General features: G+C 72.0%; 11 protein-coding genes. 6 read left to right on the top strand and 5 right to left on the bottom strand.

The window, feature by feature from the left end; all coding sequences use genetic code 11:
* Positions 1–33 precede the first annotated feature (33 nt).
* Both ACFWVP_RS08945 and ACFWVP_RS08940 read left to right on the top strand, forming a co-directional pair.
* Complete coding sequence (locus ACFWVP_RS08945) at positions 34–2,463, top strand: MFS transporter (RefSeq protein ID WP_384494856.1); 2,430 nt, start codon at positions 34–36, stop codon at positions 2,461–2,463.
* A 62-nt stretch (positions 2,464–2,525) separates the two neighbouring features.
* Complete coding sequence (locus tag ACFWVP_RS08940) at positions 2,526–3,254, top strand: class I SAM-dependent methyltransferase (protein ID WP_384494855.1); 729 nt, start codon at positions 2,526–2,528, stop codon at positions 3,252–3,254.
* 19 nt (positions 3,255–3,273) lie between these two features.
* Here the strand turns inward: ACFWVP_RS08940 and ACFWVP_RS08935 are convergent, their stop codons facing one another.
* From ACFWVP_RS08935 to ACFWVP_RS08925, 3 genes are read right to left on the bottom strand one after another with little or no spacing between them, the layout of a single operon-like run.
* Entirely contained in the window at positions 3,274–4,359 is a 1,086-nt protein-coding gene (locus ACFWVP_RS08935; protein WP_384494853.1) for an acyltransferase, read from the bottom strand.
* The gene (locus ACFWVP_RS08930) at positions 4,359–6,608 is read right to left on the bottom strand and encodes a bifunctional polysaccharide deacetylase/glycosyltransferase family 2 protein (protein WP_384494851.1); all 2,250 of its coding nucleotides are present in this window, start codon (positions 6,606–6,608) and stop codon (positions 4,359–4,361) included. The genes ACFWVP_RS08935 and ACFWVP_RS08930 overlap by 1 nt, the downstream gene beginning before the upstream one ends.
* Positions 6,608–7,063: a hypothetical protein gene (locus tag ACFWVP_RS08925; RefSeq protein ID WP_384494850.1), complete on the bottom strand. Its 456-nt coding sequence runs from the start codon at positions 7,061–7,063 to the stop codon at positions 6,608–6,610. The genes ACFWVP_RS08930 and ACFWVP_RS08925 overlap by 1 nt, the downstream gene beginning before the upstream one ends.
* 292 nt (positions 7,064–7,355) lie before the next feature.
* Here ACFWVP_RS08925 and ACFWVP_RS08920 point away from each other — a divergent pair, with 292 nt between their 5' ends.
* Complete coding sequence (locus ACFWVP_RS08920) at positions 7,356–8,360, top strand: chitinase (protein WP_384494848.1); 1,005 nt, start codon at positions 7,356–7,358, stop codon at positions 8,358–8,360.
* A gap of 58 nt (positions 8,361–8,418) precedes the next feature.
* Here the strand turns inward: ACFWVP_RS08920 and ACFWVP_RS08915 are convergent, their stop codons facing one another.
* A complete protein-coding gene (locus ACFWVP_RS08915; protein ID WP_384494846.1) occupies positions 8,419–9,309 on the bottom strand; it encodes a LysR family transcriptional regulator in 891 nt (296 codons plus the stop codon).
* Positions 9,310–9,436: 127 nt separating this feature from the next.
* Here ACFWVP_RS08915 and ACFWVP_RS08910 point away from each other — a divergent pair, with 127 nt between their 5' ends.
* Positions 9,437–10,441 (top strand): aldo/keto reductase, encoded by a 1,005-nt coding sequence (locus ACFWVP_RS08910; protein ID WP_384494844.1) that lies wholly within the window; start codon positions 9,437–9,439, stop codon positions 10,439–10,441.
* 57 nt (positions 10,442–10,498) lie between these two features.
* Here ACFWVP_RS08910 and ACFWVP_RS08905 read toward each other — a convergent pair whose 3' ends face one another.
* Complete coding sequence (locus ACFWVP_RS08905; RefSeq protein WP_384494842.1) at positions 10,499–11,581, bottom strand: magnesium and cobalt transport protein CorA; 1,083 nt, start codon at positions 11,579–11,581, stop codon at positions 10,499–10,501.
* Between the two features lie 272 nt (positions 11,582–11,853).
* On the opposite strand from ACFWVP_RS08905, the gene ACFWVP_RS08900 reads away from it, so the two are divergent.
* Together ACFWVP_RS08900 and ACFWVP_RS08895 are read left to right on the top strand one after the other, a co-directional pair.
* The gene (locus tag ACFWVP_RS08900; protein WP_384494840.1) at positions 11,854–12,687 is read left to right on the top strand and encodes a M55 family metallopeptidase; all 834 of its coding nucleotides are present in this window, start codon (positions 11,854–11,856) and stop codon (positions 12,685–12,687) included.
* Positions 12,680–14,020, top strand: coding sequence for a M20/M25/M40 family metallo-hydrolase (locus ACFWVP_RS08895; RefSeq protein ID WP_384494838.1), 1,341 nt, complete (start codon positions 12,680–12,682; stop codon positions 14,018–14,020). The genes ACFWVP_RS08900 and ACFWVP_RS08895 overlap by 8 nt, the downstream gene beginning before the upstream one ends.
* The last annotated feature ends 14 nt before the right edge of the window (positions 14,021–14,034 follow it).

Here is a 14,034-nt window from a genome sequence, read left to right as displayed (position 1 = left end):
TGGGCGGCGCAGCAGCGACGAGGGGAGCGTCACGTGGTGGGTGGGATCACTCTGGTGAAGGACGGGCCGAGCGGCGCGGGAGGCGCCGCGCAGGCCCCGCCCCCACCGCCCGCCGCGGTCCCGGCCCCCTCGGCCGAGGAGATCAGCCCCCGCCGGATCCGCCTGGTCTTCCTCGGGCTGATGCTCACGCTGCTCCTCGCGGCGCTCGACCAGATGATCGTCGCCACCGCCCTGCCGAAGATCGTCGGTGAACTGCACGGCCTGGACAAGATGTCCTGGGCGGTCACCGCCTATCTGCTCGCCTCCACCATCGGCCTGCCGGTCTACGGGAAGCTCGGCGACCTCTTCGGCCGCAAGGGCGTCTTCCAGTTCGCGATCGTCGTCTTCGTCATCGGCTCGGCGCTGGCCGGCTGGTCGCGCACCATGGACGAACTCATCGCCTTCCGGGCCGTCCAGGGCATCGGCGGCGGCGGGCTCATGATCGGCGTCCAGGCGATCATCGCCGACATCGTCCCGGCCAGGGAGCGAGGCCGCTACATGGGCCTCATCGGGGCAGTCTTCGGCCTCGCCTCCGTCGCCGGACCGCTGCTCGGCGGCTTCTTCACCGACCACGCCTCCTGGCGCTGGTGCTTCTACGTCAACGTGCCGTTCGGACTGGTCACGCTCGCCGTCATCGCCGTCGTGCTGAAACTCCCCAAGCCCTCCGTCCGCCCCCGCCTCGACGTACTCGGCGCGCTGCTGCTCGCCGTCGCCTCGACCTGCCTGGTGCTGCTCACCAGCTGGGGCGGCACCGAATACGCCTGGGGCTCGCGCACCGTCCTCGGGCTCGCCGCCGGAGCTGCCGGAACGACCCTGCTCTTCCTCGTCGTCGAGCGCCGGGCCGCCGAACCCATCATTCCGCCACGACTGTTCCGTGACTCGGTCTTCAACATCACCTCGCTGGTGGGCGCGGTCGTCGGGGTCGCGCTCTTCGGGGCCGCCAGCTATCTGCCGACCTACCTCCAGATGGTCGAGGGCGTGTCCGCCACCGAGTCCGGGCTGCTGATGCTCCCCATGATGGGCGGCATCGTCATCGCCTCCGTCGTCTCGGGCCATCTCGTCTCGCGCACCGGCCGCTACCGCGTCTACCCGCTGGTCGGCGGAGCAGTGTCGGCCGTCGGCATGTGGCTGCTCTCGCTCCTGGACACCGGCACCTCGGCGCTGGAGTACGGGATCTGGCAGGCCGTCCTGGGCGTCGGTATCGGCCTCGTCATGTCCATCCTGGTGCTGGCCGTGCAGAACTCCGTCCGTCCTTCCGACCTCGGCACCGCCACCAGCGCCCACAACTACTTCCGGCAGATCGGCGGCAGCGTCGGCGCCGCGATCTTCGGGACCCTGTTCGCGGGGCGCCTCGCGGACGCGCTCCGAGTGAGGCTCCCGTCCGGGGCGGACCTGCCCGACCCGGAGTCGATCACCCCGCAGCTGGTCCACGCCATGGAGCCCGCGCTGCGCGACGCCTACATCCAGGCGTACGCCGACGCGATGCCCCGGATCTTCCTCTACCTCGTGCCGGTGCTCCTGCTCGGCCTGTTCCTCGCCTTCTTCCTCAAGGAGAAACCCCTGGTGTCCCACCACACCCCCGGCACGGCCGCCGACCCGTCCGCGACGCACTCCACGATCCCCTCGGCCCGCGTCGAGCCCGGCCCCCCGCAGCCCGGACGGCTGTCGGGCGTCCCGGTCCGCGGCAGCGTCCACCACTCCGACGGGACGAAGGTGGGGCGGGCCGCGCTGACCCTCATCGACGTCCAGGGGCGGCAGATCGGACGGGGTGCGAGCGGCGACGACGGGCGGTACGCGCTGAGCGCGCCCGGCGCGGGCTCGTACGTCCTGATCGCGGCGGCAGGCGGGCACCAGCCGCAGGCCGTCAGCGTCACCGTCGGCGAGCGGCCCGTCGAGCTCGACGTGGTGCTCGGTGGCGCGGGACGGCTCGCGGGCGCGGTCGTCACCCCGGACGGCGCCCCGGTCCGCGACGCGGCGGTGACCCTCACCGATGTGCGCGGCGAGGTCGTCGCGACCACCCGCACGGGGCGCGAGGGCGGCTATGTGATCGGCGAGCTGGTGGCCGGCGAATACACCCTGGCGGCCGGCGCCCCGGCCTTCCGCCCCGCGGCCCTCCCGGTCAGCGTGCAGGCGGCCCGGGAGACCAGGCAGGACATCGAGCTGGCCGGCGGGGCCGTGCTGCGCGGGGTCGTACGGGCCGCGGGCGGGCGGGCCGTCGAGGACGCCAGGGTCACCCTGCTGGACGCGGCGGGTAACGTCGTCGACACGCTCACCACCGGACCCGACGGGGCGTTCCGCTTCGTGGACCTCTCGACCGGTGAGTACACCGTGATCGCCGCCGGCTACCCACCGGTCGCCACCGTGCTCCAGGTCCCCGGCGGCGGACGGACCGAACGTGACCTCCAGTTGGGACACGCGGACTGAGTAAGGTTCTCGCGCGGACGACGCGCAGGGACTGAACAGCCGTACGACGACGGGGAGTACGCGTGAACGTGTCATCGGGATACCGCGAGGCGTGGGAAGACTTCTGGGCGGCCACCTCGGACGCGCCGGGCGAGGCCATCTGGGACGCCGACCCGTCCCTGGCCGCCCAGCCGCACAGCGAGCTCCTCCTGCCGTACGCCGATGCCTCGTTGCCCGTCGTCGACCTCGGCTGCGGCAACGGGACCCAGACCCGCTTCCTCGCCACCCGCTTCGCGCGGGCGATCGGCGTGGACCTCTCGCACGCGGCGGTCGCGCTCGCGCGCCGGGCGGACACCGAAGGGGTCGCCGAGTTCGCCCGGCTCGACCTCGTCGACGGGGAGGCGGTACGGGCACTGCACGAGCGGACCGGCGACGCCAACGTGTACATGCGGGCGGTGATCCACCAGAGCGAGCCCGAGGCCAGGCCCGCCGTCGCCGCCGCCGTCGCGGAGCTGGTGGGGGAGAAGGGGCGGGCCTTCGTGGCCGAACTGACCCCGGCGGCCAAGGACGTGATCCGGCGGGCAGCGGAGAGCCCCCAAGGGCCGCCCCCGAAGCTGCGCCGGGTCCTCGACCACCGGCTGAAGCCCGCGAGTGCCACGGAGGAGGAGGTGCCCGAACTCCTGCGCGCGGCGGGCCTGACCGTGCTGGTCTGCGGGGACACCGCGCTGGCCCAGACGGAATACCTGCCGGACGGCACCCGTATCGCCCTGCCGGCCCGGTGGTTCGTCCTGGCGGGCAGGGGCGGGGCCTGAAAGGGCCACCGTCCTCTTCTCACGGCAGCAGGCGCGGGCCCCGTTTCGCCGCGACGTCCTCGACCCACCCCAGGCACAGCACCGCGACCGCGATCAGCACCCAGGCGACACCGAACTGCACCCACGCGCTCTCCAGCGGTAGACGCCGTTCCAACGCCGGAACCTCCCACATGAGATCGATCAGCGGTACGGCGGCCATCAGCGCCACCTCGTGCCAGAGGTACACGGTCACGGCACGCGCGTTGAACACGGTGACGATCCGGTCGGCCACCGGACGGCGCGCGAGCCCGTCGAACCGGGGCCGGAAGCGCAGCAGGAGCAGCACGAAGCCCGCCGACCAGAGCGCCTGGGCGAGCGGGATGTCGTCCAGGTCGACCAGGCCGTCCACCGGATGCCGCACCGCCCACCAGGCACCGGCGGCCATCAGCGGCAGCGCGGCGGCGGCCACCCCCGCCCCGCGGAGCCGGTCGAGCACGCCCTCGCGGTGGGCGAAGCCCAGCAGCCAGCAGAACAGGAACACGGACAGGTCGCCGATCGCGCTGCCCAGGCGCCCGTCCGGCACGGTCACCACCGTCTCCAGGACCACGACGGGCACGAGCGACAGTGCGAGGACCGCGAGGGGAGCGGTCCGGAAGACGCGCAGCAGCACCGGCGACAGCAGCAAGAACCACACATAGGTCCGCAGGTACCAGAGCACCGCCCAGGCCTGCTCGCCCCACTCGTCGCCCGGCGGATCACCGAGCGGCAGCACCCAGTACAGGACGTCCGGCCCCGGCACCCAGCCGTGCAGCAGCATCGCCACCCCGAGAACGAGACCGAAGACCCACACCGGGATCAGCAGTCTCCGCAGCCGGCCGCGGATCACCCCCAGGGCCGGCCGGGCCGGCGATCGGGCCATGAGCGAGCCGGCCAGCGCGAACATCACCCCCATCGAGGGGAAGACGAACCCCAGCCAGGGCCATTCGAAGGTGTGGTACGTCACCACCCGTACGAGCGCGAAGGCCCGCAGCACGTCGAAGGCACGGTCGCGGCCCGTGCCCGTGCCCGTGCCCGTTCCCGGCGCCGTGGCCGGGGCGGGCGCCGTCCTGCGGTGCGCACCCGCCATCACCCCGCCCCCGCGCCCGGGGTGGGCGTACCCACCTCGCCGGTCCGTTTCAGCTTCTGCCAGCGCAGCCGGCCGCCCGCCGCGGCGGTCACGCACGAGTGGATCAGCACGAGGTACATCAGCTGCCGGTACGCGAGCTGCTGGAGCGGCAGCATCAGCAGATACCGGTATTTCTCCCGGTCGAGGCGGAACGCGTAGGCCGCACAGAACAGTTGGACGCCCAGCACCGCGAGCCAGGCGAGCAGCGAGGCCCGGAAGTCCACGAAGACCATGGCGTAGAGCGTGAACACGTCGATGAGCGGGGCGAACACCGGCGTGACGACCTGGAAGAGGACGACCAGCGGCATACCGACCCGGCCGAAGCGTCCGGACGGCCCCCGGTCGGTCACGGACCCGCGATGTTTCCAGAGCGCCTGCATCGTGCCGTAGCTCCAGCGGTAGCGCTGTCGCCACAACTGGCCCAGCGACGCGGGTGCCTCGGTCCAGGCACGGGCGTGCTCGGCGTACACGACACGCCATCCCGCACGGTGCAGGGCGATCGTGATGTCGGTGTCCTCGGCGAGCGTGTCCTCACTCATCCCGCCGACCTCCAGCACGGCCTCACGGCGGAACGCCCCGACGGCGCCGGGGATGGTGGGCATGCAGCGCAGCAGGTCGTACATCCTGCGGTCCAGGTTGAAGCCCATCACGTACTCGATGTGCTGCCAGGCGCCGATCGTCGTGGAGCGGTTGCCGACCTTCGCGTTGCCCGCGACGGCACCGATCCGGGGGTCGGCGAACGGCTGGACGAGCTGGTGCACCGTGTCGGGCTCGAAGACGGTGTCCCCGTCCATCATCACGACGATGTCGTGACGCGCGTGCCGCACACCGTTGTTGAGGGCCGCGGACTTGCCCGCGTTCTCCTGCCGGACGACCCGGACGTTCGGCAGGCCGAGCGACTCGGCGATCTCGGCCGTGCCGTCGGTCGAACCGTCGTCGACGACCAGGATCTCGATCGGATGGGTGCTCGCCGCCAGGGAGCCGAGGGTGCTCGCGATGCACTCCTTCTCGTTGTACGCGGGAACGATCACGGTCACCGGCCCGGTCACCTCCGGCCCCCACGAGAACCGGCGCCGGTTGCGCTGCCGGTAGTGGCGCCGGGCGAGGAGGAGCATCATGCCGAAGCGGCCCAGGACCGCGACCCCGACGACCGCCAGCACGGCGGCCAGCCCCGGCACGGTCCACTCCGCCACGGCGACGGCGGCGAGCAGCGCACGGCCCTCCCACAGGCTGGCGGTGTCGGCTTTCCGGTGGGCGGCCTGATCCGCGTCGCCCTGGGCGCCGGCCCGCGCGGGTCCGGGCTGTGCCCCACCGGCCGTCGGGGCGCCGTCCTCACCGGCGGCGGTGTCCAGCTGCTGCGCGCCGCTGACCGTGGTGAAGGTGTAGCCCTTCGCCTTCATCTTCTCGATGTACTCCGGCAGTGCGGCCAGCGTCTCGGAACGGTCCCCGCCCGCGTCGTGGAAGAGCACCGAGGCACCCGCGTCGGCCTCCGGAGTCGCCCATCGGACGATCTTGGAGACGCCCGGCTGCTGCCAGTCCTCGCTGTCGGTGTCGATGAACACGCTGGTGTAGCCCATCGCGCCGAGACGCTGGTAGACGGGCCAGCTGTAGTCGTCGATCGCCTCGTTCTTGGAGGAGTACGGCGCGCGGAACAACGTCGTCGTGATCCCGGCGGCGCCCGCCAGGGCGAGCTGCGTCTGGGCGATCTCCCGCTTCACGCGGGCCTCGCTCTGATAGGAGAGGTCGACGTGGGTGAAGGTGTGGACGCCCACCTCGTTGCCGTCGTCGACCATCCTGCGGACGACGTCCGGATAGCGGGAGATCATCGAGCCGACGAGGAAGAAGGTGCCCGGCACGTCGTTCTCGTCCAGGACGTCCATCACCTTCTCGCTCCACTCCGGATCGGGACCGTCGTCGAAGGTCAGCACGATGGTCTTGTCCGGCACGGACTGCGTACGGGCGGTGCCGTCGGTGAAGCTCAGGATGGGACCGCCCGCCAGCACCTCGCCGGGGACCGTGTCCGCCGAGGCTTCGGAGCGCACCCGCTGGTCGTTCCCGACCTCGGCGCGCAGAAAGCCGTCCAGCAGCATCATGCAGACCAGCCCCAGCAACAGCAGCAGCGCCATGATCACGCGCGGCCGGGGGACGGCCTGGCGCCCCACCCGGCCGATCCTGCCCGGCGTGGCGTGCCGGCGGCGTGCGGCGGCCATCAGTTCTCCTCGCCCGATGCCGATGCCGATGCCGATGCCGTCGCTGTCGCCGTCGCCTGGCCGGACGGTGCCGTCCCGCCGGACACCGGCGGCGTCGGCGCGCCGCTCGGGGGCGCGGTGCCGCCCGGCGGCATGCCGTAGCCGGGCCGCGCCCCGCCCGGGCCGGCCTCCGCGCCGGGACCACCGTCGAAGGGGAGCAGCTGGGAGGGGGCCAGGGAGATGCCGCCCATGAAGGCGAGCCCCAGCACACCGGCGTAACCGATACAGACGGCGCTCAGCAGCATTCCGGCGCGGCGCAGCAGCTTGGCCCGGCGGCCGGAGCTGTCCACGAAGACGGGCCCCTCCCGAAGCTGTTCCGCCGCGCGGCGGCGGCCTGCCGAGCGGGCCGGGCCTGCGTGTGCCCGGCGTCGGCCGCGCGGCGCCGGGTCTCTCTCGATGACGGGGTCGGATTGCATGTGCGCATGGTGGCGAAGCTTGTTGTGCGAAGTCTGGAGCGTTCCTGGCCGCACGCTGTGAAAGCGGCCCGAACCTGTCGGGCCGCTGAGAGCGCACCGGGCGCCGCGCATTTGTTCCCGGGCGCCCGTACCCGTCCGGGCAAGGGAAGTCGGCCGCTTTCGGCGGCCCCCGCCGGCCCTTTCCCATGAGTTTCCTGTGGCTTCTGGCAGGCCCGTGGTGTGAGAGGTTCATGGTGTCCCGGCAGCACCGGCCGCTGGTCCGGGCGACTCTCCGGGAGCAGGTGTTCACGTCATGCAAAGGCGCACACGCATTTCCTCGGCCATCACGGGACTGATCGCGCTCGGTCTGGCCTGCTCGGCCTGTTCGACGGGCGGCGTCGCCGATCAGGCCAAGGGGGCGGCGCCGCCTCCGCCGGTGGCCGCGCAGACCGCGTACACCCCGTACGTGAGCGCGACCACCGCCTCCGACACCGACGACGCCGGCTCCCCCGACACGTACAACCTGGCCTTCGTCACCTCCGGCACGTCGGGGTGCGCCCCTCTCTGGGGCGGTACCACGGCGGCGACCGGTGAGGCGGTCGTCGCCCGTGTCGCCGCGCTCACCGCCGACGGGGCCGACATCCGGGTCTCCTTCGGCGGAGCCGCCGGCACCGAGACGGCACTGGCCTGCGACAGCGCGGAGGAGCTGGCCGACGCCTACGCCGAGGTGCTCGACGCCGTGGGCGCCACGAAGGCCGACTTCGACATCGAGGGGGACGCGCTCACCGACACCGCGTCCGTGACCCGGCGCAACGAGGCGCTCGCCCTGCTCCAGCAGGAGCGCGACCTCGACGTCACCTACACGCTGCCCGTCATGCCCGAGGGGCTCGAGGACACCGGACTCGCCATCGTCCAGGACGCGGTGGACCAGGGAGTCGACGTCTCGGCGGTCGACATCATGGCCATGAACTACAGCACGTCCCACGACGGCGACATGGGCGACTACGCGGAACAGGCCGCCGAAGCGGCCCACGACCAGCTCGTCGACGTGCTCGGCCTGACGCGGGACGCGGCCTGGAAGGCACTGCACCTCACCGTGATGATCGGGGTCAACGACGTGGCGGGGGAGACGTTCACGCTCGCCGACGCCGCGTCCCTGCGCGGCTTCGCCACCGGGAAGGGGGTCGGCGCACTCTCCATGTGGTCGGCCTTCCGCGACCGGCCGTGCACCGACGGCGAGGACGTCACCGAAGCCAACGACACCTGCAGCGGGGTCGAGCAGGACGCGGGCGCGTACGCCGAAGCCCTGAGCGGCTGAGCGGCTGAGTGACAGAGCGACTGGGCGACCGGACGGCCTAGCGACCTGGCGGGCGGCCTCAGCGCAGGGGATCCTCCCGGACCAGCGTCATCAGCGCCCGCGCCCCCGGGCTCATGGCCCGGGACGGCGGGAGCAGCACCACGCTCTCGTAGACCGGCCGGTGCGGGCCGTCGAGCTCCACCACCACGAGCCCCCGCGCCTCCTGCTTACGGGAGAAGTGATGCGGCACCACCGCGATGCCGAGGCCCTCGTGGACCAGCTCCAGCAGGCTGTGCACGTCGTTGACCTCCAGCGCCACCGTGCGCCGCACCCCCGCCGCCGCGAACGCCTCGTCCGCCGCGCGACGCGGCCCCCAGTCCGGGTGGAAGTCGATGAACGGCTCACCGTGCAGCCCCGCCCACGCCACCCGGGACACCGCCCCGAGACGGTGGCCGGGGGCGCACAGGACGACCATGGGCTCCCGCGCCAGCGGCATGAGCTCGCCCCGCCATTCCAGCGGGCTGACGGTGGCGGCGAACGCCAGGTCCAGACGCCCGCCGGCCACCCCCTCCAGCAGGCTGGAGGTGCCCTCCTGCCGGAGCCGGATCTCCATGTGCGGATGCTCCCGGTGGAAGGCGGCGAGCAAGCGGGCCGGACTGACCCCGGCCACACACTGCTCGACCCCGAGCGTCAGCGTGCCGCGCAGCAGTCCCCGTACGGCGTCGACGGCGTCCCTCGCGGCCCTGGCCCCCGCGAGCGTGCGCTCCGCCTCCACGAGCAGTGCCTGCCCCGCCTCGGTGAGCCGCACCGTGCGGGTCGTGCGGCTGAACAGCGGGGTCCGCAGCTCCTGCTCCAGCGCCCGGACCGACGAGGAGAGCCCGGACTGGGACACGGCGAGGCGTTCCGCCGCGCGGGTGAAGTGCTGCTCCTCGGCGACGGCGACGAAGTGCTCCAGCTGACGCAGTTCCATGATTGAGCAATCTAACCGATGAATCCCAGCGGAATCTCCTGTTGGACCGCTGGATCGATCTCCGTCAGTCTGGACCCGCGCACCAGACCTGGCGCGCTCGCCCGGACCTCTCCCGCGGAGTGCTCGCATGTACCTTCCGTCCGCCGACCGCTACACCGCCATGCCCTACCGGCGCACCGGACGCAGCGGCCTGCTGCTCCCCGCGCTGTCGCTCGGGCTGTGGCACAACTTCGGGGGCGACCGGACCCCGGAGAGCCAGGGCGCGATCCTGCGCCGTGCGTTCGACCTGGGCATCACCCACTTCGACCTCGCCAACAACTACGGGCCCCCGCCCGGCTCCGCCGAGGTCGCGATGGGCCGCGCCCTGAAGACCGACTTCGCCCGCCTCCGGGACGAGATCGTCATCTCGACCAAGGCCGGCTACCACATGTGGGACGGCCCGTACGGCGAGTGGGGGTCCGCCAAGTACCTGCGCTCCTCGCTGGACCAGAGCCTGACCCGGCTCGGCATCGACTACGTCGACGTCTTCTACTCGCACCGCTTCGACCCCGACACCCCGCTCGAGGAGACGATGCGCGCGCTGGACAGCGCGGTGCGCCAGGGCAAGGCGCTCTACGCGGGCGTGTCCAACTACTCCGCCGAGCAGACCCGCGAGGCCGCCCGGATCCTGAACGACCTGGGAACCCCGCTCCTCATCCACCAGCCCCGCTACTCGATGCTGGACCGCTGGGTGGAGGACGACGGGCTGCTGGACACCCTGGACGAGCTCGGCACCGGCTCCATCGCGTACTCGCCGCTGGAGCAGGGCATCCTCTCCGACCGCTATCTGCGCGGCATCCCGGAGGGCTCGCGTGCCGCGGGCGCCAGCCCGTTCCTGTCGGCCGACTCCGTCACCCCCGAGCTGGTGGGCCGGCTGGGCGCGCTGAACGAGCTGGCACGGGAGCGCGGGCAGTCCCTGGCACAGCTGGCCCTGGCCTGGGTGCTGCGCGGCGGCCGGGTCACCTCCGCCGTCGTCGGCGCGAGCAGTGTCGCACAGCTGGAGAACAGCGTGGCCGCGGTCCGCGACCTGGAGTTCGGCGAGGAGGAGCTCACCCGCATCGACGAACTCCTCAAGGGCACGGCCCGCCCCTGACCGCTCCATAGCGTCAGGCCCCGTCAGGGGGCTCCAAGCCGGCCGAGCTCCACCGGGTCAGAGCCAGCCGTTGCGCCGGAACCCGCGGTGGATGACGAAGCACGCCACGGCCATCACACCGAGGACCGTGGGATACCCGTACGTCCACCGCAGTTCCGGCATGTGGTCGAAGTTCATGCCGTACACCCCGCACACCATGGTGGGTACGGCGACGATCGCGGCCCACGCGGTGATCTTGCGCATGTCCTCGTTCTGGGCGACGGTCACCTGCGCGAGGTGGGCCTGCAGCACGGAGTCGAGCAGCGCGTCGAACGAGGCGATCTGCTCGGCCGTGCGGGCCAGATGCCCGGCCACGTCACGGAAGTAAGGCTGGAAGCGGGGACCCACCGGCTCCATGGCCTGGCTCGCCAGCGCCTGCAGCGGCCGGTCCAGCGGGGACACCGCCCGCTTGAACTCCAGGAGTTCACGCTTCAGCTGGTAGATGCGGCCCGCGTCGCCCCGGCCCGCGTGCTCGCTGAACACCGCGGTCTCCACGGCGTCGATGTCGTGCTGCATGGCGTCGGCCACGACGAGGTAGTCGTCGACCACCCGGTCGGCTATCGCGTGCAGCACGGCCGCCGGCCCCTGGGCCAGCCGTTCCGGCGTGGCCTCCAGGCCCTCGCGCAGCGGTCCGAGCGAGCCGTGGCTGCCGTGCCGGACCGTGATCACGAAGTCGGCACCGGTGAAGACCATGATCTCCCCGGTGTCGACCACCTCGCTGGTCGCGGTGAGCTCCTCGTGCTCGACGTAGCGGCACGTCTTGAAGACGGCGAACAGTGTCCCGTCGTACCGCTCCACCTTGGGCTGCTGACGGGCGTGCACGGAGTCCTCGACGGCCAGCGGATGCAGCGCGAACAGTTCGGCGACACCGGCGAACTCTGCCGCGGTCGGCTCGTGCAGACCGAGCCACACGAAACCCCGGCCGGAGGACCGGACCCGGCGCAGGGCCTCGTCGGCCGGGCAGTCGGACGGGTGGCGCAGCCCGTCCTCGTACAGCACGCAGTTGACCACCGCGCTGCCGAGCGGCGAGCGGGCCGGATGGCTCAGGTCCACCGTCCCGCGGTAGGCGCGGCGGACCGCCCGGCGGAGATTGCGGATCATCGGCACTGCGGACTCCTTCGCACGATCGGCGGCCAGTGTGCCACCACCGCCCACCGGCGCGTTCCCACCCCCACGTCACCGGACTGGACCAGTGACAGATCCCGGCGGCTCTGGTCCCGTGCCGTCCCGGCGCGTACCGTGATGCGGCACGAAGATCTTCTTCCCGGGGACGGGCGGGGGATATCCGTGAGCCGTTCGGGTACCGATGTCGCACGACAGTCACGGTGGCCGTACGCACCGCAACCGACCGACGAGCGACAGGACCGCGCACCGTGAAGATCCTCGTCAGTGCCGACATGGAGGGCGCGACCGGGGTGACGTGGCCGGCCGACGTGCTGCCCGGCACCCCGCAGTGGGAAAGGTGCCGTTCGCTGTTCACCTCCGACGTGAACGCCGCGGCCCTCGGCTTCTACGACGGGGGAGCCGACGAGGTCCTCGTCAACGAGGCCCACTGGTCGATGCGCAACCTCCTCCTGGAGCGGCTCGACGACCGCGTCCAGATGCTCACCGGCAAGCACAAGTCCCTCTCCATGGTCGAGGGGATCCAGCACGGGGACGTCGACGCCGTCGCGTTCGTCGGCTACCACACCGGCGCGGGCACCGAGGGCGTCCTCGCCCACACCTATCTCGCCAACTCCATCACCGGGGTCTGGCTGAACGGTGTCCGCGCGAGCGAGGGCCTGCTCAACGCCCATGTCGCCGCGGAGTACGGTGTCCCCGTCATCCTCGTCACCGGCGACGACCTGACCTGCAAGGACGCAGATCTCTACGCCCCCGCCGCCCGCAAGGTCGCAGTCAAGGACCATGTGTCGCGGTACGCCGCCGTGTGCCGGACCCCGACCCGTACCGCCGCCGACATCAGGGCGGCGGCCAAGGACGCGACCGCACTCGCGGTGCGCCACACACCCGTGACGGACGGGACATACACGGTGGAGCTGGAGTTCGACGCCGAGCATCTGGCCGCTGCCGCGACCGTGGTACCCGGCGTGGCGCCCAGCGGCGAGCGGCGCGTCGCCTATACCAGCGGGACGATGTACGAAGGTATTCGCACGTTCAAGGCGGTGACGACGATCGTGTCGTCCGCCGTGGAGGAACAGTATGGCTGAGACGACCACCCCGCCCGGTGTCGACGACCTGGCGCTCGACGAGTCGGTGACCTTCACCTCCGAGCTGATCCGGATCGACACCACCAACAACGGAGACGGCGGCTGCCGGGAACGCCCGGCCGCCGAGTACGTCGCCGAGCGGCTGGCCGCCGCCGGGCTGGAGCCAACGCTGCTGGAGCGCACGCCCGGACGGACGAACGTGGTGGCCCGGATCGAGGGCACCGACCCGTCGGCCGACGCCCTGCTCGTCCACGGCCACCTCGACGTGGTGCCCGCCCAAGCGGCCGACTGGAGCGTGCACCCCTTCTCCGGCGAGGTCCGCGACGGCGTCGTGTGGGGACGCGGCGCCGTCGACATGAAGAACATGGACGCGATGGTCCTCGCCGTCGTCCGGGCCTGGGCGCGCGCAGGGGTCCGCCCCCGCCGGGACATCGTCATCGCGTACACGGCCGACGAGGAGGCCAGCGCCGACGACGGATCGGGCTTCCTCGCCGACCGGCACGCGGAGCTGTTCGAGGGCTGCACGGAAGGCATCAGCGAATCCGGGGCCTTCACCTTCCACGCCGGCCCCGGAATGTCCCTCTACCCCATCGCGGCAGGTGAACGGGGCACCGGCTGGCTGAAGCTCACCGCCGAGGGCAAGGCGGGACACGGCTCCAAGGTCAACCGGGCCAACGCCGTCAGCACGCTCGCCGCCGCCGTCGCCCGGATCGGGGAGCACGAGTGGCCGGTGCGGCTGACCCCGACCGTACGGGCCGCCCTCACCGAGATCGCCGCGCTCCACCACATCCGGGTCGACCTGGACACGCCCGGATTCGACGTGGACGAACTGCTGGGCAAGCTCGGCCCGGCCGCCGCGCTGGTCGAGGCGACCGTACGCAACAGCAGCAACCCGACCATGCTGGACGCCGGATACAAGGTCAACGTCATCCCGGGCCGGGCCACCGCCCACGTCGACGGCCGCATGCTGCCGGGCGCCGAGGACGAGTTCATCGAGACCATGGACCGGCTGACCGGGCCCGGCGTCGCGTGGGAGTTCGACCACCGTGAGGTCCCCCTCGAAGCACCGGTCGACTCACCGACGTACGCGAAGATGCGCGCCGCCGTCGAGCTGTTCGACCCGGGCTCCCACGCCGTCCCCTACTGCATGTCGGGCGGCACGGACGCCAAGCAGTTCTCGCGGCTCGGCATCACCGGCTACGGCTTCTCACCGCTGAAGCTGCCCGTCGGCTTCGACTACCAGGCGCTCTTCCACGGCGTCGACGAGCGTGTCCCCGTCGACGCCCTGCACTTCGGCGTCCGGGTCCTGGACCACTTCCTGCGCACCGCCTGACCGACTACGGGGGA

The organism is Streptomyces sp. NPDC058637 (assembly GCF_042717325.1).
Classification (GTDB): domain Bacteria; phylum Actinomycetota; class Actinomycetes; order Streptomycetales; family Streptomycetaceae; genus Streptomyces.
This window is presented reverse-complemented; position numbering and strand designations above follow the sequence as displayed.

What these genes read in the sequence shown, in the direction of transcription:
- ACFWVP_RS08895 (WP_384494838.1), top strand. Translation starts at nt 12,680, where the DNA reads ATGGCTGAGACGACCACCCCGCCCGGTGTCGACGACCTGGCGCTCGAC.
- ACFWVP_RS08915 (WP_384494846.1), bottom strand. Translation starts at nt 9,309, where the DNA reads ATGGAACTGCGTCAGCTGGAGCACTTCGTCGCCGTCGCCGAGGAGCAG.
- ACFWVP_RS08905 (WP_384494842.1), bottom strand. Translation starts at nt 11,581, where the DNA reads ATGATCCGCAATCTCCGCCGGGCGGTCCGCCGCGCCTACCGCGGGACG.
- ACFWVP_RS08925 (WP_384494850.1), bottom strand. Translation starts at nt 7,063, where the DNA reads ATGCAATCCGACCCCGTCATCGAGAGAGACCCGGCGCCGCGCGGCCGA.
- ACFWVP_RS08920 (WP_384494848.1), top strand. Translation starts at nt 7,356, where the DNA reads ATGCAAAGGCGCACACGCATTTCCTCGGCCATCACGGGACTGATCGCG.
- ACFWVP_RS08930 (WP_384494851.1), bottom strand. Translation starts at nt 6,608, where the DNA reads ATGGCCGCCGCACGCCGCCGGCACGCCACGCCGGGCAGGATCGGCCGG.
- ACFWVP_RS08910 (WP_384494844.1), top strand. Translation starts at nt 9,437, where the DNA reads ATGTACCTTCCGTCCGCCGACCGCTACACCGCCATGCCCTACCGGCGC.
- ACFWVP_RS08935 (WP_384494853.1), bottom strand. Translation starts at nt 4,359, where the DNA reads ATGGCGGGTGCGCACCGCAGGACGGCGCCCGCCCCGGCCACGGCGCCG.